Annotated in this window: 35 protein-coding genes, 1 tRNA gene and 1 other RNA gene; 9 read left to right on the forward strand and 28 right to left on the reverse strand. The window is 63.5% G+C overall.

The genetic code is table 11. The features are described from left to right. Window positions 1–105: 105 nt before the first annotated feature. From nuoK to ACSBM8_RS10315, 19 genes are all read right to left on the reverse strand, one after another. Window positions 106–411, reverse strand: coding sequence for an NADH-quinone oxidoreductase subunit NuoK (nuoK, locus tag ACSBM8_RS10225; protein WP_420138165.1), 306 nt, complete (start codon window positions 409–411; stop codon window positions 106–108). Then, a complete protein-coding gene (locus ACSBM8_RS10230) occupies window positions 408–1,022 on the reverse strand; it encodes an NADH-quinone oxidoreductase subunit J (RefSeq protein WP_442677931.1) in 615 nt (204 codons plus the stop codon). The genes nuoK and ACSBM8_RS10230 overlap by 4 nt, the downstream gene beginning before the upstream one ends. 163 nt (window positions 1,023–1,185) lie before the next feature. Beyond that, a complete protein-coding gene (gene nuoI, locus ACSBM8_RS10235; protein WP_442677932.1) occupies window positions 1,186–1,671 on the reverse strand; it encodes an NADH-quinone oxidoreductase subunit NuoI in 486 nt (161 codons plus the stop codon). After that, the gene (locus ACSBM8_RS10240) at window positions 1,668–2,135 is read right to left on the reverse strand and encodes a hypothetical protein (protein ID WP_442677933.1); all 468 of its coding nucleotides are present in this window, start codon (window positions 2,133–2,135) and stop codon (window positions 1,668–1,670) included. The genes nuoI and ACSBM8_RS10240 overlap by 4 nt, the downstream gene beginning before the upstream one ends. Beyond that, window positions 2,132–3,181, reverse strand: coding sequence for an NADH-quinone oxidoreductase subunit NuoH (gene nuoH, locus ACSBM8_RS10245; RefSeq protein WP_442677934.1), 1,050 nt, complete (start codon window positions 3,179–3,181; stop codon window positions 2,132–2,134). The genes ACSBM8_RS10240 and nuoH overlap by 4 nt, the downstream gene beginning before the upstream one ends. Beyond that, window positions 3,178–3,420, reverse strand: a complete 243-nt coding sequence (locus ACSBM8_RS10250; protein ID WP_442677935.1) for a hypothetical protein — start codon at window positions 3,418–3,420, stop codon at window positions 3,178–3,180. The genes nuoH and ACSBM8_RS10250 overlap by 4 nt, the downstream gene beginning before the upstream one ends. Next, on the reverse strand, window positions 3,417–5,441 hold the full coding sequence (gene nuoG, locus ACSBM8_RS10255; protein ID WP_442677936.1) for an NADH-quinone oxidoreductase subunit NuoG: 2,025 nt from the start codon (window positions 5,439–5,441) through the stop codon (window positions 3,417–3,419). Before nuoG ends, ACSBM8_RS10250 begins: the two co-directional genes overlap by 4 nt. 229 nt (window positions 5,442–5,670) lie before the next feature. Then, the gene (gene nuoF, locus ACSBM8_RS10260) at window positions 5,671–6,978 is read right to left on the reverse strand and encodes an NADH-quinone oxidoreductase subunit NuoF (protein ID WP_442677937.1); all 1,308 of its coding nucleotides are present in this window, start codon (window positions 6,976–6,978) and stop codon (window positions 5,671–5,673) included. Next, window positions 6,975–7,124: a hypothetical protein gene (locus ACSBM8_RS10265; protein ID WP_442677938.1), complete on the reverse strand. Its 150-nt coding sequence runs from the start codon at window positions 7,122–7,124 to the stop codon at window positions 6,975–6,977. Before ACSBM8_RS10265 ends, nuoF begins: the two co-directional genes overlap by 4 nt. 151 nt (window positions 7,125–7,275) lie before the next feature. Further along, entirely contained in the window at window positions 7,276–7,914 is a 639-nt protein-coding gene (locus ACSBM8_RS10270) for a complex I 24 kDa subunit family protein (RefSeq protein ID WP_442677939.1), read from the reverse strand. Further along, entirely contained in the window at window positions 7,914–9,107 is a 1,194-nt protein-coding gene (locus ACSBM8_RS10275) for an NADH-quinone oxidoreductase subunit D (protein ID WP_442681554.1), read from the reverse strand. The genes ACSBM8_RS10270 and ACSBM8_RS10275 overlap by 1 nt, the downstream gene beginning before the upstream one ends. 92 nt (window positions 9,108–9,199) lie before the next feature. Continuing rightward, window positions 9,200–9,859 carry an NADH-quinone oxidoreductase subunit C gene (locus tag ACSBM8_RS10280; protein WP_442677940.1) on the reverse strand — a complete coding sequence of 220 codons (660 nt, stop codon included), beginning with the start codon at window positions 9,857–9,859 and terminating at the stop codon, window positions 9,200–9,202. Next, on the reverse strand, window positions 9,856–10,407 hold the full coding sequence (locus ACSBM8_RS10285) for a NuoB/complex I 20 kDa subunit family protein (RefSeq protein WP_442677941.1): 552 nt from the start codon (window positions 10,405–10,407) through the stop codon (window positions 9,856–9,858). Before ACSBM8_RS10285 ends, ACSBM8_RS10280 begins: the two co-directional genes overlap by 4 nt. Next, window positions 10,398–10,775, reverse strand: coding sequence for an NADH-quinone oxidoreductase subunit A (ndhC, locus tag ACSBM8_RS10290; protein WP_442677942.1), 378 nt, complete (start codon window positions 10,773–10,775; stop codon window positions 10,398–10,400). The genes ACSBM8_RS10285 and ndhC overlap by 10 nt, the downstream gene beginning before the upstream one ends. Window positions 10,776–10,899: 124 nt before the next feature. Next, window positions 10,900–11,715, reverse strand: coding sequence for an inositol monophosphatase family protein (locus ACSBM8_RS10295; RefSeq protein ID WP_442677943.1), 816 nt, complete (start codon window positions 11,713–11,715; stop codon window positions 10,900–10,902). Between the two features lie 146 nt (window positions 11,716–11,861). Beyond that, the gene (gene efp / locus ACSBM8_RS10300) at window positions 11,862–12,425 is read right to left on the reverse strand and encodes an elongation factor P (protein ID WP_442677944.1); all 564 of its coding nucleotides are present in this window, start codon (window positions 12,423–12,425) and stop codon (window positions 11,862–11,864) included. A gap of 71 nt (window positions 12,426–12,496) precedes the next feature. Further along, window positions 12,497–13,417: an alpha/beta fold hydrolase gene (locus ACSBM8_RS10305; RefSeq protein WP_442677945.1), complete on the reverse strand. Its 921-nt coding sequence runs from the start codon at window positions 13,415–13,417 to the stop codon at window positions 12,497–12,499. 58 nt (window positions 13,418–13,475) lie between these two features. After that, window positions 13,476–14,066: a M23 family metallopeptidase gene (locus tag ACSBM8_RS10310; RefSeq protein ID WP_442677946.1), complete on the reverse strand. Its 591-nt coding sequence runs from the start codon at window positions 14,064–14,066 to the stop codon at window positions 13,476–13,478. Then, window positions 14,063–14,959 carry a L,D-transpeptidase family protein gene (locus tag ACSBM8_RS10315; protein ID WP_442677947.1) on the reverse strand — a complete coding sequence of 299 codons (897 nt, stop codon included), beginning with the start codon at window positions 14,957–14,959 and terminating at the stop codon, window positions 14,063–14,065. The genes ACSBM8_RS10310 and ACSBM8_RS10315 overlap by 4 nt, the downstream gene beginning before the upstream one ends. 180 nt (window positions 14,960–15,139) lie before the next feature. Here ACSBM8_RS10315 and ACSBM8_RS10320 point away from each other — a divergent pair, with 180 nt between their 5' ends. Beyond that, a complete protein-coding gene (locus tag ACSBM8_RS10320; protein ID WP_442677948.1) occupies window positions 15,140–15,694 on the forward strand; it encodes a DUF882 domain-containing protein in 555 nt (184 codons plus the stop codon). Window positions 15,695–15,728: 34 nt separating this feature from the next. Here ACSBM8_RS10320 and thiE read toward each other — a convergent pair whose 3' ends face one another. Beyond that, window positions 15,729–16,451: a thiamine phosphate synthase gene (gene thiE, locus ACSBM8_RS10325; RefSeq protein ID WP_442681555.1), complete on the reverse strand. Its 723-nt coding sequence runs from the start codon at window positions 16,449–16,451 to the stop codon at window positions 15,729–15,731. A 120-nt stretch (window positions 16,452–16,571) separates the two neighbouring features. On the opposite strand from thiE, the gene ACSBM8_RS10330 reads away from it, so the two are divergent. Beyond that, complete coding sequence (locus ACSBM8_RS10330) at window positions 16,572–17,045, forward strand: SRPBCC family protein (RefSeq protein ID WP_442677949.1); 474 nt, start codon at window positions 16,572–16,574, stop codon at window positions 17,043–17,045. A 3-nt stretch (window positions 17,046–17,048) separates the two neighbouring features. Further along, window positions 17,049–17,387, forward strand: coding sequence for an ArsR/SmtB family transcription factor (locus tag ACSBM8_RS10335; RefSeq protein WP_442677950.1), 339 nt, complete (start codon window positions 17,049–17,051; stop codon window positions 17,385–17,387). A 27-nt stretch (window positions 17,388–17,414) separates the two neighbouring features. On the opposite strand, the gene ACSBM8_RS10340 is transcribed toward ACSBM8_RS10335, so the two are convergent. The 5 genes from ACSBM8_RS10340 to gap form a co-directional block, all read right to left on the reverse strand. Beyond that, a complete protein-coding gene (locus ACSBM8_RS10340) occupies window positions 17,415–17,903 on the reverse strand; it encodes a hypothetical protein (protein ID WP_442677951.1) in 489 nt (162 codons plus the stop codon). A 10-nt stretch (window positions 17,904–17,913) separates the two neighbouring features. Then, window positions 17,914–18,810 (reverse strand): fructose bisphosphate aldolase, encoded by an 897-nt coding sequence (locus ACSBM8_RS10345; protein ID WP_442677952.1) that lies wholly within the window; start codon window positions 18,808–18,810, stop codon window positions 17,914–17,916. 74 nt (window positions 18,811–18,884) lie between these two features. Beyond that, window positions 18,885–20,084 carry a phosphoglycerate kinase gene (locus ACSBM8_RS10350; protein ID WP_442677953.1) on the reverse strand — a complete coding sequence of 400 codons (1,200 nt, stop codon included), beginning with the start codon at window positions 20,082–20,084 and terminating at the stop codon, window positions 18,885–18,887. Then, the gene (locus ACSBM8_RS10355; RefSeq protein ID WP_442677954.1) at window positions 20,081–20,488 is read right to left on the reverse strand and encodes an MOSC domain-containing protein; all 408 of its coding nucleotides are present in this window, start codon (window positions 20,486–20,488) and stop codon (window positions 20,081–20,083) included. Before ACSBM8_RS10355 ends, ACSBM8_RS10350 begins: the two co-directional genes overlap by 4 nt. Window positions 20,489–20,545: 57 nt before the next feature. Beyond that, window positions 20,546–21,556, reverse strand: coding sequence for a type I glyceraldehyde-3-phosphate dehydrogenase (gene gap / locus ACSBM8_RS10360; RefSeq protein ID WP_442677955.1), 1,011 nt, complete (start codon window positions 21,554–21,556; stop codon window positions 20,546–20,548). A 128-nt stretch (window positions 21,557–21,684) separates the two neighbouring features. Between gap and ACSBM8_RS10365 the strand changes: the two genes are divergently transcribed. From ACSBM8_RS10365 to ACSBM8_RS10385, 5 genes are all read left to right on the forward strand, one after another. Further along, complete coding sequence (locus tag ACSBM8_RS10365; protein WP_442677956.1) at window positions 21,685–21,894, forward strand: hypothetical protein; 210 nt, start codon at window positions 21,685–21,687, stop codon at window positions 21,892–21,894. Continuing rightward, entirely contained in the window at window positions 21,894–22,205 is a 312-nt protein-coding gene (locus ACSBM8_RS10370) for a cell division protein ZapA (protein ID WP_442677957.1), read from the forward strand. Before ACSBM8_RS10365 ends, ACSBM8_RS10370 begins: the two co-directional genes overlap by 1 nt. 11 nt (window positions 22,206–22,216) lie before the next feature. Then, a non-coding RNA gene (ssrS, locus tag ACSBM8_RS10375) (6S RNA) lies at window positions 22,217–22,373 on the forward strand. After that, complete coding sequence (locus ACSBM8_RS10380) at window positions 22,360–22,956, forward strand: 5-formyltetrahydrofolate cyclo-ligase (RefSeq protein WP_442677958.1); 597 nt, start codon at window positions 22,360–22,362, stop codon at window positions 22,954–22,956. Before ssrS ends, ACSBM8_RS10380 begins: the two co-directional genes overlap by 14 nt. Beyond that, entirely contained in the window at window positions 22,953–23,159 is a 207-nt protein-coding gene (locus ACSBM8_RS10385) for a DUF2842 domain-containing protein (protein ID WP_442677959.1), read from the forward strand. Before ACSBM8_RS10380 ends, ACSBM8_RS10385 begins: the two co-directional genes overlap by 4 nt. A 293-nt stretch (window positions 23,160–23,452) precedes the next feature. Here ACSBM8_RS10385 and ACSBM8_RS10390 read toward each other — a convergent pair. Both ACSBM8_RS10390 and ACSBM8_RS10395 read right to left on the reverse strand, forming a co-directional pair. After that, window positions 23,453–23,529: transfer RNA gene (locus ACSBM8_RS10390), tRNA-Asp, on the reverse strand. A gap of 51 nt (window positions 23,530–23,580) precedes the next feature. Next, on the reverse strand, window positions 23,581–24,765 hold the full coding sequence (locus ACSBM8_RS10395) for an AI-2E family transporter (RefSeq protein ID WP_442677960.1): 1,185 nt from the start codon (window positions 24,763–24,765) through the stop codon (window positions 23,581–23,583). Between the two features lie 334 nt (window positions 24,766–25,099). On the opposite strand from ACSBM8_RS10395, the gene ACSBM8_RS10400 reads away from it, so the two are divergent. Beyond that, on the forward strand, window positions 25,100–25,723 hold the full coding sequence (locus ACSBM8_RS10400) for a cell wall hydrolase (RefSeq protein ID WP_442677961.1): 624 nt from the start codon (window positions 25,100–25,102) through the stop codon (window positions 25,721–25,723). Here the strand turns inward: ACSBM8_RS10400 and ACSBM8_RS10405 are convergent. Then, entirely contained in the window at window positions 25,714–26,049 is a 336-nt protein-coding gene (locus ACSBM8_RS10405; protein WP_442677962.1) for a hypothetical protein, read from the reverse strand. The genes ACSBM8_RS10400 and ACSBM8_RS10405 overlap by 10 nt on opposite strands.

Consider the following 26,049-nt stretch of genomic DNA (forward strand, 5'->3'; position numbering starts at 1 on the left):
GCGACACCGTCACTCCAGCAAAAGCTGGGGTCTGATGTGGCAAGCGCATCGCTGCATGTCCTGAGATCCCAGCTTTCGCTGGGATGACGGTTAGCGTCACGCGCATCATCCCTTCATCCGATTGACGTCGTCGACCGCGATCGTGCCGCGGCCACGGAAATAGATAACCAGAATGGCGAGCCCGATCGCGGCCTCGCCCGCCGCCACGGTCAGCACGAACATCGCCACCACCTGGCCGACCAGATCGTGGAGATAGGCCGAAAACGCGACGAGGTTGATGTTCACGCTCAGCAGGATCAGCTCGATCGCCATCAGGATGATGATGATGTTCTTCCGGTTCAGGAAGATGCCGAACACGCCGGTCACGAACAGGATCGCGGACACGACCAGATAGTGGGACAATCCGATCACAGTTCGACCCCCTGCCCGATGCCAGGCTGCGTGTTGCGCGTGGCGTCCTGCGGACGACGCATATTCTGGCGCGCAATATTCTGGGTACGCACGTCGCCGCGCTTGCGATGCGTCAGCACGATCGCGCCGATCAGCGCGACCAGCAGCACCAGCCCGGCGCCTTCGAAGATATACAGATAGCGCGTGTAGATCAGGATACCGAGCGCCTGGATGTTGGGGATGCCGGCCGGATCCGGCGTCGGCGCGACGCGCGACAATTGCAGCCCGCCGGAACTCCATGCGCTCCCCGCGAAGATGATCTCGCCCGCCAGCAACGCGACGAGACCGACACCGAGCGGAAGATAGCGCGCAAAGCCGGAGCGCAATTCGGCGAAGTCGATGTCCAGCATCATGACGACGAACAGGAACAGCACCGCAACCGCGCCGACATAGACGATGATCAGCAGCATCGCGATGAACTCGGCGCCGACCAGAACCATCAGGCCGGCGGCGTTGAAGAAAGCGAGGATCAGCCACAGCACGCTGTGCACCGGGTTGCGCGCGGTCACGCACAGGACACCCGACAGCACGGTCACGACCGCAAACAGATAGAAGGCGAGGATCTGGATCACGGCTGGCCAAACGCCTTTGCGAAAGACAGACCCGTTCGGTCCGAGTAGCGGCCGAGCTTGTCGAGGACGCGTATCGAGGCGCTTGTACGATCCCTCGATACGGGCTCTCGCCGAGCTCGATCCCTACTCGGGACGAACGGAGTTGGGAGAATATGAGCGCGCATTAACGGTAGGGTGCATCGGCGGCAAGGTTCTGCGCGAGGATCGGCTCCCACCGGTCACCGTTCGCGATCAGCTTGGCCTTGTCGTAGATCAGCTCTTCGCGCGTCTCGGTCGAATATTCGAAATTCGGACCTTCGACGATCGCGTCGACCGGGCAGGCTTCCTGGCAGAAACCGCAGAAGATGCACTTGGTCATGTCGATGTCGTAGCGCGTGGTGCGGCGACTGCCGTCGTCGCGCGGTTCGGCCTCGATCGTGATCGCCTGTGCCGGGCACACCGCTTCGCACAATTTGCACGCGATGCAGCGCTCTTCGCCGTTGGGATAACGGCGCAAGGCATGTTCGCCGCGGAAGCGCGGGCTCAGCGGGTTCTTCTCGTGCGGATAGTTGATCGTGGCCTTCGCCTTGAAGAAGTAGCGCAGCGTCTTGGCGTGCGCCTTCACGAACTCCCAGAGCGTAAACGACTTTATGAGGTAGCCGACGTTCATCCCGTAACTTCCTTGCAGGAGCCTTCAGCGACTACGATGAAAGGCTTGCGCGTCTTTTTCTGCTCATCGGTTGCCAGCGCGGACGGCTGGACGATGAACGCAATGCTGTTGTCCGGCTGCCGTGCCATGCTGACCATAGTCAGACACATGCTTTCGGTGAACATGCATGGTCCGGCCGATGGAGCGGCGAAGGCGATTGCACCGTCGGCCGTAATCAAAGCGGCATGTTTGCCGGCGATCTGGATTGGATCCCCTGGCCAAGTGATCGTCGCGGCAGTGCCGCGGCCACCTTTGCCTGCGTCCAACGCCAGCGAAAAATGCCCGCCGTCGGAAACATTAGGAAAACCGATCTGGCTAAGGGTTACGCCCTTTTCATCACGTACGAGCGATTTCGGCACTTCCATGACGCAATCGTAATGCGTGAGGCTTGCGGCCGCCGCCATGATCAACGCAACACTGATCATGGGTGCATTCCGTAGCGTGTGACCATCAGGTAGCCGGAGACCAGGAAGACCCAGAACAGCGACAGCGGCAGGAAGACCTTCCAGCCCAGGCGCATCAGCTGGTCGTAACGGTAGCGCGGCACCGTCGCCTTCACCCAGGAGAAGACGAAGAAGAAGAACAGGATCTTGCCGAACAGCCAGATGATGCCCGGGACGGCATAGAGGATCGGCAGGTCGATCGGCGGCAGCCAGCCACCCCAGAAGAGGGTGGCATTGAGCGCACACATCAGCAGCACATTGCCATATTCGCCGAGCCAGAAGAGCGCGAAGCTCATCGACGAATATTCGGTCTGATAGCCCGCGACGATCTCGCTCTCCGCCTCGGTCAGATCGAACGGCGCACGCGCCGTCTCCGCCATCGACGAGATCAGGAACATCACCGCCATCGGGAACAGCAGCGGGTTGAAGCCATAGGCGTTGATGAAGCCGAGGATGTGGCCGCGCTGTCCGGTGACGATCGCGTTGAGGTTGAAACTGCCCGTCCACAACACGACCGAGATCACGATGAAGCCGATCGAGACTTCATAGCTGACCATCTGCGCGGCGGCGCGGATCGCGGAGTAGAAGGGATATTTCGAGTTGGACGCCCAACCCGACAGGATCACGCCATAGACGCCGATCGAGCTGACCGCGAGCAGGTAGAGCAAGCCGACATTGACGTTGGCGAGCACCGCGCGCGGCCCGAACGGGATCACGGCCCACGCCGCCAGGGCGACGGTGAAGGTGATGATCGGCGCGATCAGGAACAGCCCGCGATTGGCGGCCGACGGGATGATGGTTTCCTGCAGGAAGACCTTCAGACCGTCCGCGAACGACTGGAGCAGACCGAACGGCCCGACCACGTTGGGACCGCGCCGCAGCGCCATCGCCGCCCAGATCTTGCGATCCGCATAGATGATCATCGCCACCGCCAGCATCAGCGGCAGGGCGATGACGAGGATGTCGATCAACGTAGCGACAAACCACGCCCAGCCATAAGGCAGGAAGCCGGTGAACCAGCTAGTCATGCGCGAAGCTCCCGCCGGTTATCGAGACGGTTAATCAACAACGCCCCCGCAAAAGGCAGCACCGCCGCGCTGAGCGAATTCACTGCCAGCGCCGAAATCTGCCAAAGACCTGACAAACCCTGGCCACTGGTAAGCACACCGAAGGCCAGCGGGACGAAACTAAACACGACCATGACGACTGCCAAAACAAAGAGAATGCAGGCGCCGTGCTTCATGGACCAAGCGAAGACGGCGCTCATTCTGCAGCCTCCGCATAGGTTTCGCCGTGGAGGATTTCGGCCGAGCAGCGCTGCATCGTATCGCTTGCGCGGGCGATGGCGTTGGTCAGGTAGAAATCCCGGATCGGATAGGCGATTTCGCCCGATGCGGCGGTGGCGAGGCTGGGACGCTGCCAATCGAAGCTGGCGAGGCCGATCGTGCCCAGCGCCGGCACGTCCGCCACCATCTGCGCACGCAGGGCATCGAGCGTGTCGAACGGAAGCGTGTGACCGAGCACATCGGACAGCGCACGGAAAATTGCCCAATCCTCGCGCGCATCACCGGGCGGGAATACGGCACGGTCGCCGCGCTGCACGCGCCCTTCCAGATTGACATAGGTGCCGCTCTTTTCGGCATAGCTGGCCGCGGGCAGGATCACGTCGGCGATGGACGCCCCATGATCGCCATGGTGGCCGACATAGACCTTGAAACTGCCGCCGAGCGCGGCGTCGGAAACTTCATCCGCGCCGAGCAGGAAGGTGAGCTTCGGCGCAGCCTTCGTCACGTCCGCAATGCCACCGACCTGCGCATAGCCGAGCATCAACCCGCCCATGCGCGACGCCGCCATATGCAGCACGTTATAGCCGTTCCAACCCTGTCCTGAGCCCGTCGAAGCGGCATCCTTGATCAGGCCAAGGCTGTCGATCAGCGCGAGGCTGGCGCCCTGCCCTGTCTTCAACGCGGCGCCGCCGACGATCACCGCCGGGCGCTGCGCCTTGCCGAACAGATCGGTAACTGCGGCGGGCAGCGACCCCAGCAGACCGAGATCATTGCCAAGCCATGTGACCGGATAGGTCAGGTCGACCTCGGGCCCGATCGCGAACACCTTGGCACCGCGCTTCACCGCCTTGCGGATCCGCGTGTTGACCAGGGGCGCTTCCCAGCGGACGTTCGACCCCACGAGCAGGATCGCGTCCGCCGTCTCTATACCGGCGATGGTGGTATTGAAATTCACCGCCGCGATGCTGGACGTGTCGTAAGCGAGCCCGGTCTGGCGGCCTTCCAGGAGGTTGGAGCCGAGCTTCGCCAGCAAGGCCTTTGCGGCATACATCGTCTCGCAGTCGACCAGATCGCCCGCGATCGCCGCCACGCTGGAACCGGCGTCGACCGCCTTGATCGCCGCGAAGGCTTCGGCCCAGGTTGCCGGCTGCAGCTTGCCGTCCTTGCGAACATAGGGCTTATCGAGACGGGCGCGCACCAGGCCATCGACATGGTGGCGCGTCTTGTCCGACGCCCATTCCTCGTTGACGTCGTCATTCACGCGCGGGAGCGCGCGCAAGACCTGACGACCCCGGCTGTCGAGGCGGATGTTGGTGCCGAGCGCGTCCATCACGTCGATCGCGAACGTCTTCTTCAGCTCCCACGGCCGCGCCTCGAAGGCGTAGGGCTTGGAGGTGAGCGCACCGACCGGGCAGAGATCGACGACATTGCCCGACAATTCGGACGAGATCGCCTGCTCCAGATAGGAGGTGATCTGCATATTCTCGCCGCGATAGAGCGCGCCGATTTCCTCGACGCCGGCGACTTCCTCGGCGAAGCGCACGCATCGCGTGCACTGAATGCAGCGGGTCATGACCGTCTTGACGAGCGGCCCCATATATTTCTCGGTGACCGCGCGCTTATTCTCATGGAAGCGGGTGAAGCCGCGACCATAAGCGATCGACTGATCCTGGAGATCGCATTCGCCGCCCTGATCGCAGATCGGGCAATCGAGCGGGTGGTTGATGAGCAGAAACTCCATCACCCCCTCGCGCGCCTTCTTGACCATCGCGCTGTCGGTGCGGATTTCCTGATTGTCGGCGGCGGGCAGCGCGCAGGAGGCCTGCGGCTTGGGCGGCCCCGGCTTCACCTCGACCAGACACATCCGGCAATTGCCGGCGATCGACAGACGCTCGTGATAGCAGAAGCGCGGCACTTCCTTACCTGCGGCTTCGCAGGCTTGGAGCACGGTCGCGCCGTTGGGCACTTCGACTTCGATTCCATCTACAGTCAGCTTGGGCATTAGAAATGCACTCCGCCGGTGCTATCGCTGGCAAAAGGCACAGCAGCGGCTTCGGGAGAGATGGACGGCGTTCCTGGCACGGGACGATTGTCAGTCTCATGCCCTGCGCGCCGCCAGTTATTGGATGCCGACGGCGCTTCAACCCTCGGCTTCTTGGCAGGCCACAAAGACCAGGCAACGAAACCAAGCAGGGCCACGCCGCCCGCAATAGCAAGAATGTCTAAGCCGTTCATTCGGCCGCCACCGCATAATCGTGCGCGCCGCGACGCTCGTTGATGCGCTTTTCGATTTCGGGACGGAAATGGCGGATCAGGCCCTGGATCGGCCAGGCGGCCGCATCGCCCAAGGCACAGATCGTGTGACCCTCGACCTGCTTGGTCACTTCCTGCAGCATGTCGATCTCATGCATTTCGGCCTCGCCGGTGCGCAGCCGCTCCATCACGCGCCACATCCAGCCGGTGCCTTCGCGGCACGGCGTGCACTGGCCGCAGCTCTCATGCTTGTAGAAGTAGGAGATGCGGCTGATCGCGCGGACGATGTCGGTCGACTTGTCCATGACGATAACGGCGGCGGTCCCGAGGCCGGAGCCGAGTTCGCGCAGACCGTCGAAATCCATCGGCGCGTCCATGATCTGCGCGGCCGGCACCAAAGGCACCGACGATCCGCCCGGGATCACGGCGAGGAGATTGTCCCAGCCGCCACGAATGCCGCCGGCATGCTTTTCGATCAGTTCGCGGAAGCTGATGCCCATCGCTTCTTCGACAACGGTCGGCGTGTTCACGTGACCGGAGATCTGGAAGAGCTTGGTGCCCTGATTCTTGTCGCGGCCAATGCCGGCGAACCAGGCGGGGCCGCGCCGCAGGATCGTGGGGACGACCGCGATCGACTCCACGTTATTGACCGTGGTCGGACAACCGAACAGGCCGACGCCGGCGGGAAATGGCGGCTTCAGGCGCGGTTGGCCCTTCTTGCCTTCCAGGCTCTCGATCTGCGCGGTTTCCTCGCCGCAGATATAGGCGCCCGCGCCGCGATGGACGAAGACGTCGAAATCATAGCCCGAGCCGGCGGCATTCTTGCCGAGCAGACCCTTGTCATAGGCCTGGGCGACGGCGGCGAAGAGGTTCTCCGCCTCGCGGATGAACTCGCCGCGAATATAGATGTAGGCGGCGCGCGCGCGCATCGCGAAGCCCGCGATCAGCGCGCCTTCCAGCAATTTGTGCGGATCGTGGCGCAGGATCTCGCGATCCTTGCACGAGCCGGGCTCGGATTCGTCGGCGTTGATCAGCAGGAAGCTGGGGCGGCCGGGCTTGGGCTCCTTGGGCATGAAGCTCCACTTCATGCCGGTCGGGAAACCTGCGCCGCCGCGGCCGCGCAGGCCCGACGCCTTGATATCCTCGATGATCTGGTCCTGACCGCGGACCATCAGATCCTTGGTATTGTCCCAGTCGCCCCGCTTCTGCGCGCCCTCCAGCCCCCAGTCCTGGAAGCCGTAGATGTTCGTGAAGATGCGGTCCTTGTCGTCGATCGAGCTGATCATCGTCCCTGCCCCACCAACTTCTCCGCTGCGAAATAGACGATCACGGCCAATGCCAATCCGAGTCCGAGCACGACCAGGCCGATGACGGCCTTGAGCAACAGGACGAACAGCACGACGCCGATCAGGAGTGCGAGCACGAGCGGCATTAGCAATACGCCCCCATAAAGCCCTCTCCCTTGAGGGAGAGGGTTGGGTGAGGGTGACCAACGGCGAGGTCGGACGCGACGCTCACGCGTCGCTCCCCCTCACCCCAGCCCTCTCCCCGCTGGGGAGAGGGAGCGCTGTTGCGCCCCCCGCTCACGAGGTGAATTCCTTCAGCACGGTCGGACCACCCATGGGCGCTGCCAGGAAGCGATCGACCTGCGGGCCGGGCTTGGGCGTTTCGCCGCGGGCCAGGGCTTCCAGGATCGCGGTCGTCGTGTCGAACGTCAGATCCTCGTAATTGTCATCGTTGATCTGCACCATCGGTGCATTGACGCAGGCGCCGAGACATTCGACCTCGGTCAGCGTAAACAGGCCGTCGGGGGTGGTATGCCCCTTCTTGAGGCCCTTCTTGTAGCAGGCGTCGAGCACATCGTCCGACCCGCGCAGCATGCACGGCGTCGTCCCGCACACCTGGACATGATAGCGGCCGACCGGCGCCATATTGTACATCGTGTAGAAGCTGACGACTTCCAGCGCGCGGATGTAGGGCATACCCACTTCCTTCGCGACATATTCGATCACCGGCACGGGCAACCAGCCCTGCGTGTTGGTCTCTGCTCCGACCTGACGCTGCGCAAGATCGAGCAAGGGCATGATCGCCGAATGTTCCCGCCCGGTCGGGTAGCGCGCCTTCACGACCTTCACCTGCTCGGCATTTTCCGCCGTCCAGGCGAAATCGCCCCAGCGGGCGCGGGTCTCGGCTTCGTCGGGGATGTGGGCTGCGTCAGCCATCAGCGGTCACACTCGCCAAAAACAATATCGATCGCGGACAGGATGGCGGTCGTATCGGCCAGCATATGTCCCTTCATCATGAAATCCATCGCCTGCAAATGACTGAAGGCGGTCGGGCGGATCTTGCAGCGATACGGCTTGTTGCTGCCGTCGCTGACCAGGAACACGCCAAATTCGCCCTTGGGGCTTTCGGTCGCGACATAGACTTCGCCGGCGGGAACGTGAAAGCCCTCGGTATAGAGTTTGAAGTGATGGATCAGCGCTTCCATCGACTGCTTCATCTCGCCGCGCTTGGGCGGCACGACCTTGCGATCGAGGCTGGCAATCTCGCCCTCGGGCATTTCCGCCAGGCACTGCTTCATGATCCGCATCGACTGGCGCACTTCCTCGACGCGCACCATGAAGCGATCATAGCAATCGCCACGCGTGCCGACGGGCACGTCGAAATTCATGCGGTCATAGACGTCGTACGGCTGCGACTTGCGGATGTCCCAGGGGATGCCCGCGGCGCGGATCATCGGGCCGGAGAAACCCCAGGCGATCGCGTCGTCGCGGCTGACCAGCCCGATATCGACATTGCGCTGCTTGAAGATGCGATTGTCCGCAACGAGGCTGATCGCGTCCTCGAACAGGCGCGGCATGCGCTCATCGAGCCATGTACCGATATCGGTCAGCAGCTTGAGCGGCACGTCCTGATGGACACCGCCGGGGCGGAACCAGGCGGCATGCATGCGCGCGCCCGACGCGCGCTCGAAGAAGTTCATGCAATCTTCGCGGATCTCGAACAGCCACAGATTGGGCGTCATCGCGCCCACATCCATGATGTGCGATCCCAGATTGAGCATGTGATTGCTGATCCGGCTCAGCTCCGCGAAGAACACGCGCAGATATTGCGCGCGCAGCGGCACCTCGATGCCGAGCAATTTCTCGATCGCGAGCACATAGGAGTGCTCCATGTTGAGCGGCGAGCAATAATCCAGCCGGTCGAAATAAGGCAAAGCCTGAAGATAGGTCTTATATTCGATCAGCTTCTCGGTACCGCGATGGAGCAGGCCGACATGCGGATCGACGCGCTCGACGATCTCGCCATCCAGCTCCAGCACCAGCCGCAGCACGCCGTGCGCCGCCGGATGCTGCGGGCCGAAATTGATCGTGTAATTCTGGATCGCGACCTCGCCCGAGGCCGGGTCCATCGCCACGCCCGGGCTCGGCGCCACGGTCGTGCCGATGTCGGCGACGGGCGGCATATCGGCATCGGCAACGCCGATCGTGACGGTGCGACGGCTCACTTCTTCACCTCGTCGGCCTTGGCAGGCGTCGGCGCGCCGGGCGCTTCTGCGGCCTTGGCTTTTTCATCGCCGGGAAGGATATATTCGGCGCCCTCCCACGGGCTCATGAAGTCGAAATTGCGGAAATCCTGCGCCAGCTCGACCGGCTCATAGACGACCCGCTTTTCCTCCTCGGAATAGCGCAGCTCGACATAGCCCGTCAGCGGGAAGTCCTTGCGCTGCGGATGACCCTTGAAGCCGTAATCGGTCAGGATGCGGCGCAGATCGCCATTGCCCTGAAACAGCACGCCGTACATGTCGTACACTTCGCGCTCCAGCCACCCGGCGACGGGCCACAGCCCGGTCACCGACGGAACCGGATTGGTCTCGTCGGTCGCGACGTGGACGCGGATACGATGATTCTTGGTCAGGCTCAGCAGGCAGTATACGACCTCGAACCGTTCGGGCCGCTCCGGATAATCGACGCCGGCGATCTCCATCAGCTGCTGATAGGCAAGATCGTCGCGCAGGATACGCAAGGCATCGACCACGCGATCCCGCTTCACGTCGAGGCGGATCTCGCCGACTTTTTCGGTGGCCAGGATCAGCGCGTCGCCCAATGCGGCGGTCGCGGCGTCGATCACGCCATCGTTGCTGGAGAATTTCGGGAAGCTCACCGCTCGATCGTCCCCACCCGGCGGATCTTCCGCTGGAGCTGCATCACACCGTAGAGCAAGGCTTCCGCGGTCGGCGGGCAACCCGGCACATAGATGTCGACCGGAACGATCCGGTCGCAGCCGCGCACGACGCTGTAGCTATAATGATAATAGCCACCACCATTGGCGCACGAGCCCATCGAAATCACATATTTCGGCTCCGACATCTGATCGTACACACGACGCAGCGCCGGGGCCATCTTGTTGCAGAGCGTCCCGGCAACGATCATCACGTCCGACTGACGCGGTGACGCGCGCGGCGCGACGCCAAATCTTTCAAGATCATAGCGCGGCATGTTCACGTGGATCATCTCGACCGCGCAGCAGGCGAGGCCGAAGGTCATCCACCAGAGCGAGCCGGTGCGCGCCCATTGGAACAGCTCTTCGGTCGAGGTGACGAGAAAGCCCTTGTCCTGAACTTCGGAGTTCAGGCCGTTAAAGAAATCGGGATCGGGGAGCCGGCTCTCCTGCGGATGCAGATCGAGCGACTGCGGCAAGGTCACTCCCATTCCAGCGCTCCCTTCTTCCAAGCATAGGCAAAGCCCACGGCGAGCTCGATCAGGAACACCATCATCGCGGCCCAGCCGGCAAAGCCAATTCCGCCAAGCGCAACCGCCCAGGGGTAAAGGAATGCGGCCTCCAGATCGAAGACGATGAAGAGGATCGCGACCAGATAGAAGCGCACGTCGAACTGCGCGCGGCTATCTTCGAAAGCCGGGAAACCGCATTCATACTCTGATAGTTTCTCGGGCGTCGGCTTGGACGAACCGGTGAACCGCGAGGCGATCATCGGCAGCACCACGAAGGCGGTGGACAACACCACCGCAACCGCGAGAAACATCAGGATCGGCAGGTAGCCTGCAGCGACGCTTTCCATCGATCCAAAACACTCCGAGGGTGAGGCGTTCAAATGAGCCTCTAAAGTGCGGTTTCCCTAAGCGCGCCGCACCTGCGAAGCAAGCTTTGCGGCGGTGAGAATGACTCGCAATTAGAAGCGGATGCTACTTCCGGAGCGCGCCGGCCAGAAGCTTGTGCAGCTTTGAGTGCAGGCTGTCATTCGCGGCGAGGAACTCGCTGCGCACCATCGGCTGGTCACCACCGCGAAAATCGGTGACGAAGCCACCGGCCTCTCGCACCAGCAGCATGCCGGCGGCGACGTCCCACGGGCGCAGATCGCTTTCCCAATAGCCGTCAAACCGCCCGGCCGCGACCCAGGCGAGATCGAGCGCGGCCGAACCGAACCGGCGCACGCCGGCAATTTCCGGGCCTATCGCATTGTAAATCTTGGACCATTGCGCCGAGTCGCCATGCCCCAGAAAGGGCGTGCCGGTCGCAATCAGCGCGTCGGGCAGGTCGCGGCGGGCCGACACGCGCAGGCGGCGATCGAACAACCACGCGCCCCTGCCCTTTTCGGCCCAGAAGCTTTCGTCGGTGACCGGCTGATAGACCAGGCCCTGCGTAATCTCCCCCTGGCCGTTCGGCCGCGGCTCTTCCACCGCGATAGAGATGGCGAAATGGGGCACGCCGTGGAGGAAGTTGGTGGTCCCGTCCAAAGGATCGACGATCCAGCGCGGCTTGGTGGGATCACCTTCCCGCGCGCCGCCTTCTTCCCCCAGGAAACCCCAATCGGGGCGGGCCCGCTTCAATTCTTCATAAAGCGTCTGTTCGGAGCGCTGGTCCGCCTGGCTCACGAAATCGGCCGGGCCTTTGCGCGACACCTGCAGCTGCTGCACTTCGCCGAAGTCGCGACGCAGCCGCGGCGCCGCCTTGCGCGCGGCGCGCTCCATCACGGTAATCAGACCTGAATGGGCTACCAAATTACTTCTCCATAACCCTCTCCCCCTGGGGGAGAGGGAGGGACCCGCGCCGCGACAGCGGCGTGGGAGGGTGAGGGTCCGATAGCACGCGCTATGCGCTCGCACCCTCTCCCCGACCCTCTCCCTCAAGGGGAGAGGGTGAAGGCTCAGTCCGCGCGGCGGACATATTCCTGGTTATACACGTCGACGACGATCCGTGTACCGGCACCGATATGCGGCGGCACCATCACGCGCACGCCATTGTCGAGCATGGCGGGCTTGTAGGACGACGATGCGGTCTGCCCCTTCACCACGGCATCGGCTTCGACAATCAGCGCCTCGATCGTGTCGGGCAACTGGACCGAGATCGGCCGCTCGTCATAAAGCTCCATCACGACATCCATGCCGTCCTGCAGGAAGGCGGCGGCATCCCCCAACAGATCGCGCGACAGCGTGATCTGTTCGTAGGTTTCCTTGTCCATGAAGGTCAGCTGATCGCCGTCGGCGAACAGGAACTGGAAATCCTTGGTGTCGAGGCGGACGCGTTCGACCGTCTCGGCCGAACGGAAGCGGACGTTGTTCTTGCGGCCGTCGATGAGATTCTTCATCTCGACCTGCATATAGGCGCCACCCTTGCCCGGCTGGGTGTGCTGAATCTTGACGGCTTTCCAGATGCCGCCTTCATATTCGATGATGTTGCCGGGACGAATGTCCACGCCGCTGATCTTCATGTGGGTCTCGCGATAGAAATAGCAGGGGCGAGCCTCTAGCGGTCAGGCGCCCGCGCGGCAAGGCGGAGCGGTTAAAGCGGTTTGTCGAGGAAGGCGCGGACCGCCGCAACGGTCGCGGCGGGCTGCTCCTCCATCAGCCAATGGCCGCTGTCCGCGATCACCAGCGGCGTCACGTTGGTGGCGGCGAAGCGCATGACGGACCCCATAGTAAGGCCGAAGGACTTGTCGCCGCCGATCGCAAGGACCGGCATGGTGAGCTTGCCCTTGGCCAGGAAGGCCTGGTTGTCGCGGGCATCCTGATCGAAGGCGGCGAACTGGCTGAAACCGGCATGCATCGCACCCGGCATTGCATAGAGCGCCGCATAATGCTCGCGCGAGCCTTCACTGAACTTGGCCGGGGTGGCCGAGAATTCGTTCCAGAAGCGATCCAGGTAGATGCGCTCGCGCCCCGCCACCAACCGCTCCATATCCGGCCCGCCGAAGCGAAAATGCCAGAGCAACGGGTTTTTCAGGATCTCCTCCCACGGGCCCACGCCCGGCAAAGGCGCATCCATCAGCACGAAGCGCGTCACCCGGCCGGGATTCTCCGCCGCGAAGGCATAACCGACCATATTGCCGATATCGTGCGTGATCAGATCGACCTTGCCGACCTTCAGCGCATCGAGCACGGCCGAGACATCATAGCCCTGCGTCTTCTTGTCATAGCCGCCGGCCGGCTTGGTCGAGAGGCCCAGCCCGCGCAGATCGGGCACGATCACGGTGTGATCGCGCGCCAGATCGGCCGCAAGCGGCGCCCACATGTCGCCGGTTTCGCCATAACCATGCAGCATCACTACAGCGGGCCCCTGGCCGCCGACACGGACATGAATGACCGTACCGTTCGCCGCAATATCCTGCACCTTGAAGGCGGAGGGGAATGGTGGGACCTGCGCAATCGCCGGTGCGGCGAGAAGAAGTGATACGCCGACGAACAAGGTGCGAAGCATCGTCATTCCCCCTAAAGGTGGAACGTCTTGATATGTCACTTACGCGTAACGTACCAGCACTGCTTCATCCATGCAGGATCGGGAAGGGATTGACTTCGCTGCCCTTCGACCAGGTTTCGCCCGGCGCCATGCGGTGGATTTCGTAATGGAGATGCGGCGCTTCCGGGCTGGCATCGCCGGTCGAGCCGACCGTGCCGATCTGCTGCCCCTGGCGCACCTTCACACCTTCCCGCAAGTCGGCGACATAAGCATCGAGATGCGCGTAATAATCCTGCCAGCCGGCATCGTCGCGCCGGATGTAGACGGTATGGCCGCCATTGGCGCTTTCGAAGATCTTTTCCACGGTTCCGGCGGCGGCCGCGAGCACGGGCGTGCCGCGGGGCGCCATGATGTCGATCGCATGATGCTGGCGCGTGCCGTCGCCGCGCTCGTCGCCCCAGCTGTTGGTCAGCTGGCCGGGCTGCACGCCGGCGACGGGAACGATCAGACCGCCCCCCGCCTTGTTCGCCGCGCCCGCCGCGGCGAGCGGCGCATCGCTTTCCGCCGCGGCCGGACGCGACGTGCCCGGAATATGGCCGCCCTTGTTGACGATCAGCAGGAAGGTGCCGATCACCGCCACGAAGGCAAGCAGCAGGAACCAACCCAGGCGCGTCATTGCTGGAATACCGCCGGCGTGCCCGGCTTGACCATCAGCGACAGGCGCGCGGCATCCCAGTTCGACAAACGGATGCAGCCATGGCTTTCGGTGCGCCCGATCGTCTCCGGCGTCGGCGTACCGTGAATGCCGTAATGCGGCTTGTTGAGATCCATCCACACCACTCCCACCGGGCCGTTCGGCCCTGGCTTCAACGTCTGCTTTTCATCGCCCGGCTTGGCATCCCAGAACAGGGCCGGGTTATAATGGAAGGACGGCAGCGTCGAGACGCCCTGGATCTTCCAGCGGCCGATCGGCAGCGGATCGTGCTGGCTGCCCATCGTCGCGGGGAATTGCGCGATCAGCTTTCCCTGCTCGTCATAGGCGCGCAGAACCTTGTCCGATTTGTCGACGACGATCTTCGCCGCTTTCGGCTGATCCGACGACACGCTGAGCCCCGCCAGCGTCGCGCGCCATTCCGGCTTGAGCGTGGCCGGGTAATTGGTCGCGGCCGGCCGAACATTGGGGACCCTGATCTTGGCGCCGGTCACCAATTTGGTGGTGGGGCTGTTGAGCGCGATCAGCGTGGCCTTGGTCGTATGATATCGCTCGCTCAGCAGTTCCATCAGATCGGCATAGCCCATGGCGGGTAGCTTGGCCTGCTTGGCCGGATCTTTGGGGATCGCACCGAAGAAAGGGCCTGCCAGATCGGATCGGGTCAGCACCACGTCGATCGTGGCCGGAAGCTTGTAGGCCGACAGCGCCGTCGCGGTCGCCGGATCCAGCGTTCCGCTTTTCGGCAATCCACGCGCCTCCTGAAAGCCTTTCAGGGCGTTGGTGAGAGACATGCCGGTGTGCCCGTCAATCACGCCAGGACCGAAGCCAAGTCGGTCCAACAAAACCTGCGCGGTCATGACTTTAGCATCCGGCTGCTTCGTCTTTTCCGCGGCCGTCGCGGCAAATATGGGACAAACCGTGGCGAGGGCGAGGTAAACGCCTGCAACCTTTAATGTTTTCACGAACATAATCCCTTATCCTCACCTGCAGAGAAGGAACGCCGCCCAGCGGTTTTCTTTCCAGTAGCGGGATAATCTATGTTGAATATGCAGATGGGCCGTCGCGGCCTGTTAGGCGGCGCCCTAGCTGCCGGCGCCAGTGCGATGATCGGTACGAAGGCGTTCGCGGCCATGCCCGAACGGCGACTGGCATTCCGGAACATTCATACCAACGAGACTTTCGACGCGCGCTTCTTCGGCGCCAATGGGTGGGACCTGCAGGGTCTCGCCGAGCTGAACCACGGTCTGCGCGACTGGCGGAACAACGAATCCACCCAGATGGATCCCAAGCTGATGATGCTGCTCAGCCAGATCCGCGACAAATTGAGCCTTTCGCCGCGCACGAAGCTGGAAATGATTTCCGGCTATCGTTCGCCGCAGACCAACAGCGCACTGCGTCAGCGTGGCGGAGAGCATACCGGCGTGGCGTCGAAGAGCCAGCATGTGCTCGGCAAAGCCACCGACATCCATATTCCCGGCGTGCCGCTCGACCGGCTGCACCTGGCGGCGATGTCGATGCAGGCGGGTGGCGTCGGCTATTATCCTCGGGACGGCTTCGTCCATGTCGATACCGGACGCGTCCGCACCTGGTAGGCGGTTAGCGCGCGCATCGGCGCAGTCGTTCCGATCAGCCGCTGGTTCCGGCGCGATTCAAGACCTTGGCGAAGGCGCGGACGGCGCCCGCCTCCCCACCCGTTGCATTCCAGACCGCACTACAGACCGCGAGAAAGTCTGCGCCCGCCGCGACCAAAGGCGCCGCATTATCGGGCGTGATGCCGCCGATGGCGACGCAGGGCAGTTCGAACAATGTCGTCCACCAGCCGAGGATCGACGGATCCGGGCGATGCTGCACCTCTTTCGTGGCGGTCGGATAAAAGGCACCGAACGCGACATAATCGGCCCCCGCCTCACCCGCCTCCATCGCGAGATGGCGGCTGTCATGGCAGGTGACGCCAATCTGTGCCGCCGGCCCGAGCAAATCGCGGGCATCGCGCGGATCGCCATCCCCCTGCCCGAGGTGGACGCCGTCGGCCCCCAGCCGTTTGGCAAGACCGATGCTGTCATTGACGATGAACGCGACCTCGCGATCCGCGCAGATGCGCTGAAGCGGCTCGGCCAGACGCGCGATGCTATGTTCGTCAATTCCTTTCAGGCGCAGCTGGAAAGCGCCGACGGAGCCGGCATCGATGGCGGCTGCCAGCCTGTCGCCAAAGCGGTCGTCGATCGCGGGCGGCGAGATGAGGTAGAGCTGGCAGGCTGGACGGAACTGCCGCTCGAACTGATCGGCAAAGCCGGGATCCAGATCGACTTCGTCGTCTGGAATGTCTTCACCGTTGCCGAACTGCTGCATCAAAATCTCCTCCAGCGCGGATTCCATTGCACCGATCCGCGGTCAAGCGGGGAACAGTGAAGTTTATATTTCACTGTTGTCGAATTTGCTTTATGGGGGACGGATCAGGAGGAGCCCGCAATGTCGCAAAACCCCGCCGTGCATGGTAGCTTTGTGGTCGAACGCAGCTACGCCGCCCCGCCGCAACGCGTCTTTGCGGCCTTCGCGGATCCCCACAAAAAGAAGAGCTGGTTCGCCGCCAGCGACACGCATGAGATCGTCGCTTTCGAAGATGATTTTCGCATCGGCGGCACGGAGCGCCTGCACTATCGCTTTGGCGCCGACACGCCCTTTCCCGGCGCGATGCTGACCAATGACGGGCAATATTATGACATTGTAGCCGAGCGGCGCATCGTGACCGCATCGCGCATGGTGATAGAAGGCCGTCCTCTTTCCGTCGCCCTCGTCACCATCGAGTTACGCCCGACCGACACCGGCACCGACGTGACATGCACGTTTCAGGGCGTGTTTTTCGAGGGCGCGGATGGGCCGGTGCTGCGCGAGCAAGGCTGGCAGGTCTTGCTCGACCGGCTTGGCCACAGCTTGACCGTGTGATCGATGGGTCGCCCTGCCCGTTCGCCGAAAGCCGACATCGACCGAATTCTCCACGCGCTGGCCGATCCGACGCGGCGCCGGATGATCGAGGCCTTGGCCGAGCGGCCCCACACCGTGTCTTCACTGTCGGAGCCGTTTAAAACCACGTTGACTGCCGTGTCCCAGCATCTGCGCATCCTGGAGGAAGCGGGTCTGGTGCGTTCGGAAAAGCTTGGCCGCGTCCGAAGCTGCCGGATCGACGCCGAAGGGCTTGGCATATTGCAGCAATGGATCGCGGACCGACGGTCGCTATGGGAGCGCCGGCTCGACCAGCTGGACAAGTTTCTGGGCGAACTGGATTAAGGTGTGGCGAAGCTCACGCCGGCGCGCTCAAGCGCCGGACATCGCCCGGGTAAGCGCGACGCGCAGCGCGGCCGCATCGTCGATGCGATGCGCCACCGCGACGACGTCGCGGCGCCCGCTGCGGATCGGTGCTGCGAGATCGATCACGATATTGGGCCAGGCCGCAAGCGCCATATTGCGCACGTCCCGCCGTTTTAAAAACGGGGCGTCCCATGTCTCCCGGAAGCCCGCAATCTGGCTGACGGGGATATTCAGCAGAATCATCCGCCCCATTCGCATCGTCAGCACCCCGCCCTCGAGCGTCACCGGCCTCGTTCGGATCGCGTGCAACAAGCCGACCAACGCGATCACGAAAGACAGGTCGATCACGCCCAATAGGATCGCGACCTTCATGCCCCACAGCGCAGCCGCGATCAGATGCACCACCACCGTCTCCGCAATCGCCAGGCCGAGCAGCATGGTGAGCGTCGGAGCGATGCTGCGATAATAAGGAAAGACTTGCGGCGGCATGGCCATACCGGACGGTCTATACCTTGATGGTGGACGCCTGATAGATTTCGTCAATCGCCGCGGCGAGCGCGTCATCGAATGCCTGATCGCTCATGTCATGCTTCAGATCCGCGATGAGCGCACGCGAGAAGCTTGCGATCATGCCGTGATTTTCGCTGAGCTGCCGGCAGGCTTCGGTCCGGGAGAAGCCACCGGAGAGCGCCACCACGCGCACGACGTTCGGATGCGCGATCAGCGGGGCATAGAGATCGGGCTTTTCCGGAATGGAGAGCTTCAGCATCACCTTCGTATCCGCATCGAGCGTGTCGAGGTGACGCAGGATCGCGGCGAGGAGCAATTCCTCCGCGGCGGCCCGCTCCGGGCTGCTGATCAGCGCTTCCGGTTCCAGGATCGGGACGAGGCCGTGCGCGGCAATCTGCCGCCCAAGCTCGAATTGCTGCGCCACGACCGCTTCAATTCCGGTCGGTGAGGCCAGGTTGACGACCGAACGCGCCTTGGTCCCGAAAATGCCGAGACCGACGGCGCGCTCCAGCAGCGCATCGAGCCCCGGGATCGGCTTCATCAACTGAACCCCATCAGCTTCGGGATGGAGGCCCTTGTCGACCTTGAGGAAGGGCACGATCCCGCGCTCCTGCCAGAGATAGGAGGGCACCGGCTGACCAAGCGCCTCCCCGTCCATGGTCTGCTCGAACAAGATCGTGGCAATGACCTTGTCGCCCGTAAAGGACGGCGCGGTGATGATGCGGACCCGCATCGCATGCACCGCTTCGAACATCTCGGCATCGTTGGAATAGGCGCTATCCGGAACACCATAGCCCCGCAGGGCGCCCGGGGTGGATCCTCCGCTTTGATCGAGCGCGGCGATGAAGCCCTTCCCGCTTGCCATCTGCGCCATCTTCTTCGGGTCGTACATGGTTCGTCCTCAATCGCTGGAGCATTGCCCGTTCGCAGGGATCACCGGTCGGCTATCCCTAGGGCAGGATCGGGTCAATCGCGCTTCAGCGCGGCGACGCCGGGAAGTTCCTTTCCTTCCATCCATTCCAGGAAGGCGCCGCCCGCCGTCGACACGAAGGTGAAGCGATCGGCGACACCGGCCTGGTTCAAGGCCGCAACCGTATCGCCACCGCCCGCCACCGACACGAGCCCGCCGGATTGGGTGAGCGCCGCGGCGGTCTGGGCCAGCGCCACCGTCGCCGCGTCGAAGGGCGGCGTTTCGAACGCGCCGAGCGGCCCGTTCCAGACCAGCGTGCGGCAGGTCTTGAGCGCGTCGCCCAGCGCTTCCACCGCCGCCGGGCCGATATCGAGGATCATCTCGTCGGCGGCGACGTCGTGGACGTTGACGGTGCGGGTGGGCGGATTGGCACGGAATTCCTTCGCGACAACCACGTCGTAGGGCAAATGCACGATGCAGTCGGCGCGATCGGCCGCCTCCAGAATGTCCAGTGCAGTGCTCGTCAGATCATGCTCGCACAGCGACTTGCCCACATCGACGCCGCGCGCCGCGAGGAAGGTGTTCGCCATGCCGCCACCGATAATCAGATGATCGACCTTGGCGACCAGATGCTTGAGCACGTCCAGCTTGGTGGAAACTTTGGCGCCACCGACAACGGCGGCGACCGGATGCTCCGGATGTCCCAGCGCCTTTTCCAACGCGACCAGTTCGGCCTGCATCGCGCGCCCGGCATAGGCCGGCAAGATCCTGGCAAGCCCTTCGGTCGACGCATGCGCGCGGTGCGCGGCGGAAAAGGCGTCGTTGACATAAAGGTCGCCGAGCCGCGCCATTGCCTGGGCGAGCGCAGGATCATTCTTTTCCTCGCCCGCATGGAAGCGCGTATTCTCCAACACCGCAATGTCGCCGGCGCGCAGATCGCGGACCGCGGCTTCCGCGTCGGCGCCTGCACAGTCATCGATAAAGCGCACTTCGCGGCCGAGCACATCCGACAGCGGCTTGGTCACGAGCGCCAGACTCATATCGGGATTGCGCATGCCCTTGGGCCGCCCAAAATGCGCGAGGACCAACACGATCGCGCCTTTGTCGGCCAGTTCGGCAATGGTCGGCGCCGCTGCCCGCAGGCGGGTATCGTCCGTGACCCGCGCGCCGTCCATCGGCACATTCAGATCCTCTCGCACCAGGATGCGCTTGCCCGAGACGTCGCCGATATCGTCCAGTGTCTTGAAACTGCTCACGGTTCGATCCTCACTTGGTCACCTATTTCAACAGGGCCGCTCTCGACGACGCGCGTCGTTATACCGCCGCGCCAGTCGGGTCGCAGGGCTGCCTCGAGCCCAGGCGCGATATCGTCCATCCGGCGGCACGGGTCGCACTCGCCGGTGATTTCGAGCTCCAGGCCCGACGAGAAAATCAGTCTGCCACCGGTTGTGTGCTGCAATGCCAGCCCTTCGACCATCAGGTTGACGCGACGTTGTTCCCAGGGAACCGCCACGCCGAGCTCGGCAAGGGCCAGTTGCCAGGCCTCTGCCGCCATCACCGTCACCTGGCGCCGGTTCCGACTATTGGGTTTGCGCATCCCGCGGAAATCGCCGGGAACGCCCATCGCGACGGTGATTTCGGCATGATCGAGCGTTTCCATCGGCCCACGCGGGCGAGCGTGGCGCGCAATTCCAAGAAGCCGCGCCACGCCCCCGGCTTAGAGGAATTTGGCCATTGCGCCGGCGGTGTCCACCATCCGGTTGGAAAAGCCCCATTCGTTATCGTACCAGCTCAGCACGCGGACCAGCTTGCCGTCGAGGACGGCGGTCTCGAGACTGTCGACCGAGGAGGAATGCGGATCGCCGTTGAAGTCGACCGAGACCAGCGGCTCCGTGACATATTGCAATATGCCCTTGAGCGGCCCGCTCTCGGATGCGGCCTTCAGCGCGGCATTCACTTCCTCGACGGTCGTGTCGCGCTTCGGATTGAAGGTGAGATCGACGACCGAAACATTGGGCGTCGGCACGCGGATCGCCGAACCGTCGAGGCGGCCCTTCAGTTCGGGCAGAACCTCGGCCACGGCGCGCGCGGCGCCCGTGGTCGTCGGGATCATGGACATCGCCGCCGCACGCGCGCGGCGCATATCCTTGTGGATCTGATCGAGGATCTTCTGATCGTTGGTGTAGCTGTGGATCGTGGTCATCAGGCCGCGCTCGATGCCGACCGTATCGTTCAGCACCTTGGCGATCGGCGCGAGGCAATTGGTGGTGCACGACGCGTTGGACACGAGATTATGCTCGGCGGTCAGTTTGTCGTCATTGACGCCATAGACCACCGTCAGATCGACGCCCTTGGCCGGCGCCGAGATCAGCACCTTCCTGGCGCCTGCATCGAAATGCTTTCCCGCGGTTTCGCGATCGGCAAAGAAACCGGTGCATTCCAGCGCGATATCGACGCCGTCCGCCTTGTGCGGCAGCTTGCCGGGGTCGCGCTCGGCCGTCACCTTGATGCGCTTGCCGTCGATGATCAGATCATTGCCGTCGGCATGAACTTCCCCCGCCCAGGTGCCGTGCACGCTGTCGCGCTTGAACAAGAGCGCGTTGGAAGGAGCATCCGCCAAGTCGTTGATCGCGACCAGCTCCAGCCCCGAATCCGGACGCGTGAGAATCGCCCGTGCGACCAGGCGGCCGATACGCCCAAAGCCGTTGATCGCAACCCGTACCGCCATGTCTTAAGCTCCCTCAGAATGGACGAAGAATGCGTCCGAACCCTGCGCGCGCTCCCTTTGTCGGGTGCGGCCGTCAGCGTCAACCGCGGCGGCTTGCGACCGGCGCGCGGAGTGCTAAGGCCCCTCTCATGTCGGAAGAGGCCCTCAATTCTGCAACTGCCCGTTTGGAGCAAGCAATCACCCGTATCGAGCGCGCGAACCGCGCTCGGGACGATATCGGAAATGGACTGGCCGAGGCGCTCGCCTCGCTGGAGGTACGCCATGGCACATTACGCGAACGCGTCCAGGAGACGATCGAAAGGCTCGATGTCCTGATCGGTCATGAGGGGACACGCTGATGGCGCAGGTTAAACTGAATGTCGGCGGACGCAGCTACGAACTCCTGTGCCGCGACGGCGAGGAGCCGCATCTGGAACTGCTGGCCAGCATGCTCGATGCCAAGGCGCGCGACGCAGGCCAGCTGGTCGGAACGACCAATGAGGCGCGCCAATTATTGTTGGCGGGATTGTTACTCGCCGACGAATTGAGCGATCTTCGCGCCGGTGCCCCCGATCCGGCCAAGGCCGCCCTCGCCCGCACGCTGGATCAACTTGCCGCGCGCGTAGAATCCTTGGCCGACCATCTTGAGAAACGGCCTGCCAACACCTAGATAGGATCCTGGTGGGACTGCCCGATACGATCTTAGTGTAAATCCCTGAGGCGATTCATCTTTCCTAGGGAGCTGTCCCTGGCCGGACCCTGGTCCGAACCACATGGCCCCCACCTGACGTTTACGGCGTCAGAGGATTATCCGGAAAACGGTCATGGCGGTCCCACCACCTTCTTCCGACCCGCTGGTCCCCGATCCAGCCAAGATCAGGCTGCGCGAACAGCTGCGCACGCGGCGATCGGCCTATGTCGCCACGATCGGTGCGCACGGCGCCCGCACGGCGGCCGAGGCCGCGATGCGGCTTATTCTCCCGCACATCCCGCATTCCGCGACCGTCGCCTTATATCTCGCCTTGAAGGACGAGCTCGATCCTGAGCCGCTGATCCAGGCGCTTCATGCGCGTGGCCAGGCGATCGCCCTGCCCGCGCTGTTCGACCGGAGCGCGATGCGCTTCCTGGCCTGGGCGCCCGGTGAGCCGCTTGAGCGCGGGCCGATGCGGCTGCGGCAGCCGCTGGGCTCCGCGCCCGAACGCATGCCCGACCTGATCGTGACGCCCCTGCTGGCGTTCGACCGGGCGGGCCACCGGATCGGCTATGGGGCCGGCCATTATGACCGCGCGTTTCAGCGCCTTCCCGGCGCGCACCGCATCGGTTTGACCTGGGCGGTGCAGGAGATCGATCGCATACCGCACGATCCCTGGGACGTGCCGCTGCACGCAATCGTGACCGAACAGGAATTCATCCCATCGTGAAGCCAACCTGGCGCAAACCTGCGGGCATGGGCCTCATCCTGCTGCTGATCCTATTCTGGGCGGGATTGGTCGGCAGTCAGGCCGATCGAATCGCCCACCTGCCCTGGCCGGTGCAGGCGATCGTCTATTGCATCGCCGGCATCATCTGGATCGCGCCGCTGAAGCCCCTGCTATTCTGGATGGAACATGGACGCTGGCGCTAACGTAACGCCCGCAGGCGCGCGCTGCCGCGTCTGATCGACGGGATCGTCGCGGCCCGGTGGATTGGGCGTCGCCGATGGACGCTAGCGTGATTCGCAGTCGCCCGCCGCATTGCAGGCCCAAGACCCGCCGATCCCGCGACCCCGCTTCTGCGATCCATAGCTGATGGATTCAGGCGCCCGCAGGCACGCCGTTCTTATCGGGAGCCCGAAAACGTGCGCCGACAGCTACGTTATCGCGCTGCACAAATCTGCTGAAAACGGGACGATCCGCGGCATCCGCCATCCAAAAGGGATGGCGCGAGTGACGGGGCTCGAACCCGCGACCTCCGGCGTGACAGGCCGGCGCTCTAACCAACTGAGCTACACCCGCATGAGCAGTTCCCTGCGGAGACGCGCCGACTAGAGACGAGGACGGGGGCTGTCAACCACTGTGCGTCGGGTCTGGCGGTAAAGGTGAAGAAGCTTCCGGAATCGGGCTCGTCAAAGTGCCGTCTTCGAACAGAAAACCGGCGATATCCGGCTTGCCGGCCGCATCCAGGACCGTTTTCGTGATGATCAGCAGCGGGACGGCCAACAGCGCGCCGACCGGTCCCCACACCCAGCCCCAGAAGCTCAGCGAGACGAGAATCAGCAAAGGATTGATCGTAAGCCGCCGCCCGACCAGCGCCGGCGTCACCAGGTTCGATTCGATCAGATGGCAGCCGACAAAGGTCGCGACCGGCAATATCGCATACCAGGCATCGCGGAAGACCATCAGACCGCCCAGGGAGAGCAGCAGCGAGGCCATGATCGGGCCGAGATAGGGCATGTAGTTGAACAGCGCGACGATGCCGCCCCACATCAGCGGATCCGGCAACCCGATCAGCCAGAAAGCCGCCGCGACCAGCAGCCCCAGGCTGACGTTGATGATGGTGATGGTCGCGAGATAGGCGGATGTCGCATCCACCATTTCCTGGATGACGCGCGCGGTCGTGAGGGCGCTGGTGAAGCTGCCGCGATTGGTGATGGTCTGGCGCCGCATCCGCGTCCATCCCGACAGGAAGAAATAGACGACCAGGATCGCGAAGAACATCTGCAGGATGGCGACCGGGGCCGAACTTGCCACCACATCCAGCAAGGATGTGGGCTTGCCGAGCGAGACCACCATCTGGCGCCCGCCTTTGCCCATGAACGTGGCCTGGGTGTTGTTCACGAAGCGATCGAGGCTGGTATAGACTTCCAGCAGCGGCCGCAGATTGTGGCGGATGCGCACGACGCGCTCCGGAAGCAGCGCGAACCAGCCCGATGCCGGCACGATGATCGCCGCCACCGCGGCGTTCGCGACCGCCAGAAAGATCATGATCGACAGAAATGCGGCCAGCGGCGACGGAAAGCGCCGACGCTCGAACCATTCCAGCATCGGCACCAGCGCGATCGCAATGACCAGCGCCGCCGTTACCGGCAGGAAGAACGCCGCGCCGGCCTGAAGCGCGAACGGTAACGCGATAGCGATGCCGATGCCGCCGAACAGGGCGATCGCCGCCAGCAAGCGATCACGACGCAGCGCTTCCGCCGTCCTGCTCGACAACAGCCCCTGCAGAAAGGACGTGCTTGGTCGCTCTTCCACCTCGGTCCTCCCCGAATCGCAACGCCGCGACCGGTATGTGGACGTCATGCCGCAAACCGCACGTGAACGGGAGAGAATCGCACAAGATCATGACAAAAGCGGTGTCGGGGACGCGCCGCATATGAGGATGATGGCGATAAGTGCCTCGGGTCGTCCCATGTGCGTCACGGTCTGCCGTGCATTTCTTGACGCAGTGCGGAAAATTGGCGAACGAAGCCGCTCAGATGGTCGCCAGGGGCCGCGTTCCCTAGTCCTGCCGACAAGACGTAAAACACGCAGCCGTTGCATAGTATCCGCGACGGTCGGCGATTTCGCGCACGTTTAAGAGTTCTGAATGTACATCAAGCGTTCCACGCTTGCTACCGGCGCAGCAGTCCTGCTCGCCACTTCTGGCATGTTCTTCCCGGCCACTGTCGGTAAGGCCGCCGAGCTGGTGCACACACCGCTCCTTCCCTATGATCTCACTGCTACAGCGCCTGCTCCCGCAGCATCGGAAGCCCCCCTGGCCGATCCGAGCGCGATGGCAGCGGCAGCAGAAACGCTCTCCCAGGTTGCCGCATCCGACATGAACGCGCCGATGGCAGCGTCATCCGATGCGGCATCCGTCGAATGCATGGCCAAGGTCGTGCTGCACGAGGCCGGCAACCAGCCGCGTGCCGGCAAGATTGCGGTAGCCCAGACGCTGGTGAACCGGTTGAAGGCCGGTCGCTTTGGCGACAGCATCTGCGAAGTCGTCAATCAGCGCGGGCAGTTCTTCCAGGTATCCAGCTTCCACCCCGACCGCGAAGCGGACGGCTGGCAGGATGCGGTCGAGGTTTCGCATGAAGTCCTCGCCGGGCAGGCCGAGCCGGTTGCCCCCGGGGCGATGTTCTTCCGCGCGTCTTATGCGCCTGCCAACAGCTTCTTCCGGACGCGCCAGCGCGTCACGACGGTCGGCGCGCACATCTTCTATCGCTGAACGGGGGGCGCCTCCGCGCCCTCTCCTTCCTGATCATCCGCATGGAAGCGTGCCTCTTCGGCGCGCTTCCATTGCGTGTGCATGGCGTCGCGCGGCGCCGCGAGGCCGATCGCCTGGGTTAACGCATACCATTGATCCGCAACCGCGGCCGCCCGCGCCTGCGCGGGGCTCGGCGGCTGATCGTCGATCCAGTCGCTGAGCGAAACGGCGTTGGTGGCCAGCAGGAACAGGGTTGTCACGGCGATCACGATCGCGGTCCAGCCGAGGCCCGGCTCTTCCAGCTCCGGCTCCGGCAGATCGATCGGCGATGGTGCTTCCTTGTGCAT

Source organism: Sphingomonas sp. ASY06-1R, assembly GCF_052180265.1.
GTDB lineage: Bacteria > Pseudomonadota > Alphaproteobacteria > Sphingomonadales > Sphingomonadaceae > Sphingomonas_I.

Excerpts from the sequence above, each read along its gene's own strand:
- nuoI (WP_442677932.1), bottom strand. The coding sequence starts at position 1,671 with ATGAACGTCGGCTACCTCATAAAGTCGTTTACGCTCTGGGAGTTCGTG.
- ACSBM8_RS10405 (WP_442677962.1), bottom strand. The coding sequence starts at position 26,049 with ATGCACAAGGAAGCACCATCGCCGATCGATCTGCCGGAGCCGGAGCTG.
- ACSBM8_RS10330 (WP_442677949.1), top strand. The coding sequence starts at position 16,572 with ATGTCGCAAAACCCCGCCGTGCATGGTAGCTTTGTGGTCGAACGCAGC.
- ACSBM8_RS10400 (WP_442677961.1), top strand. The coding sequence starts at position 25,100 with ATGTACATCAAGCGTTCCACGCTTGCTACCGGCGCAGCAGTCCTGCTC.
- ACSBM8_RS10380 (WP_442677958.1), top strand. The coding sequence starts at position 22,360 with ATGGCGGTCCCACCACCTTCTTCCGACCCGCTGGTCCCCGATCCAGCC.
- ndhC (WP_442677942.1), bottom strand. The coding sequence starts at position 10,775 with ATGGAAAGCGTCGCTGCAGGCTACCTGCCGATCCTGATGTTTCTCGCG.
- nuoH (WP_442677934.1), bottom strand. The coding sequence starts at position 3,181 with ATGACTAGCTGGTTCACCGGCTTCCTGCCTTATGGCTGGGCGTGGTTT.
- ACSBM8_RS10250 (WP_442677935.1), bottom strand. The coding sequence starts at position 3,420 with ATGAGCGCCGTCTTCGCTTGGTCCATGAAGCACGGCGCCTGCATTCTC.
- ACSBM8_RS10365 (WP_442677956.1), top strand. The coding sequence starts at position 21,685 with ATGTCGGAAGAGGCCCTCAATTCTGCAACTGCCCGTTTGGAGCAAGCA.
- ACSBM8_RS10335 (WP_442677950.1), top strand. The coding sequence starts at position 17,049 with ATGGGTCGCCCTGCCCGTTCGCCGAAAGCCGACATCGACCGAATTCTC.
- ACSBM8_RS10345 (WP_442677952.1), bottom strand. The coding sequence starts at position 18,810 with ATGTACGACCCGAAGAAGATGGCGCAGATGGCAAGCGGGAAGGGCTTC.
- ACSBM8_RS10305 (WP_442677945.1), bottom strand. The coding sequence starts at position 13,417 with ATGACGATGCTTCGCACCTTGTTCGTCGGCGTATCACTTCTTCTCGCC.
- nuoG (WP_442677936.1), bottom strand. The coding sequence starts at position 5,441 with ATGCCCAAGCTGACTGTAGATGGAATCGAAGTCGAAGTGCCCAACGGC.
- ACSBM8_RS10275 (WP_442681554.1), bottom strand. The coding sequence starts at position 9,107 with ATGGACCCGGCCTCGGGCGAGGTCGCGATCCAGAATTACACGATCAAT.
- thiE (WP_442681555.1), bottom strand. The coding sequence starts at position 16,451 with ATGCAGCAGTTCGGCAACGGTGAAGACATTCCAGACGACGAAGTCGAT.
- ACSBM8_RS10355 (WP_442677954.1), bottom strand. The coding sequence starts at position 20,488 with ATGGAAACGCTCGATCATGCCGAAATCACCGTCGCGATGGGCGTTCCC.
- ACSBM8_RS10265 (WP_442677938.1), bottom strand. The coding sequence starts at position 7,124 with ATGCCGCTCGTGCTCGCACTCCTGATCGGCGTCGTGCTGTTCGTCCTG.
- ACSBM8_RS10370 (WP_442677957.1), top strand. The coding sequence starts at position 21,894 with ATGGCGCAGGTTAAACTGAATGTCGGCGGACGCAGCTACGAACTCCTG.
- ACSBM8_RS10310 (WP_442677946.1), bottom strand. The coding sequence starts at position 14,066 with ATGACGCGCCTGGGTTGGTTCCTGCTGCTTGCCTTCGTGGCGGTGATC.
- ACSBM8_RS10320 (WP_442677948.1), top strand. The coding sequence starts at position 15,140 with ATGTTGAATATGCAGATGGGCCGTCGCGGCCTGTTAGGCGGCGCCCTA.
- nuoF (WP_442677937.1), bottom strand. The coding sequence starts at position 6,978 with ATGATCAGCTCGATCGACGACAAGGACCGCATCTTCACGAACATCTAC.
- ACSBM8_RS10270 (WP_442677939.1), bottom strand. The coding sequence starts at position 7,914 with ATGGCTGACGCAGCCCACATCCCCGACGAAGCCGAGACCCGCGCCCGC.
- efp (WP_442677944.1), bottom strand. The coding sequence starts at position 12,425 with ATGAAGATCAGCGGCGTGGACATTCGTCCCGGCAACATCATCGAATAT.
- gap (WP_442677955.1), bottom strand. The coding sequence starts at position 21,556 with ATGGCGGTACGGGTTGCGATCAACGGCTTTGGGCGTATCGGCCGCCTG.
- ACSBM8_RS10315 (WP_442677947.1), bottom strand. The coding sequence starts at position 14,959 with ATGACCGCGCAGGTTTTGTTGGACCGACTTGGCTTCGGTCCTGGCGTG.
- ACSBM8_RS10240 (WP_442677933.1), bottom strand. The coding sequence starts at position 2,135 with ATGATCAGTGTTGCGTTGATCATGGCGGCGGCCGCAAGCCTCACGCAT.
- ACSBM8_RS10285 (WP_442677941.1), bottom strand. The coding sequence starts at position 10,407 with ATGGGAGTGACCTTGCCGCAGTCGCTCGATCTGCATCCGCAGGAGAGC.
- ACSBM8_RS10340 (WP_442677951.1), bottom strand. The coding sequence starts at position 17,903 with ATGGCCATGCCGCCGCAAGTCTTTCCTTATTATCGCAGCATCGCTCCG.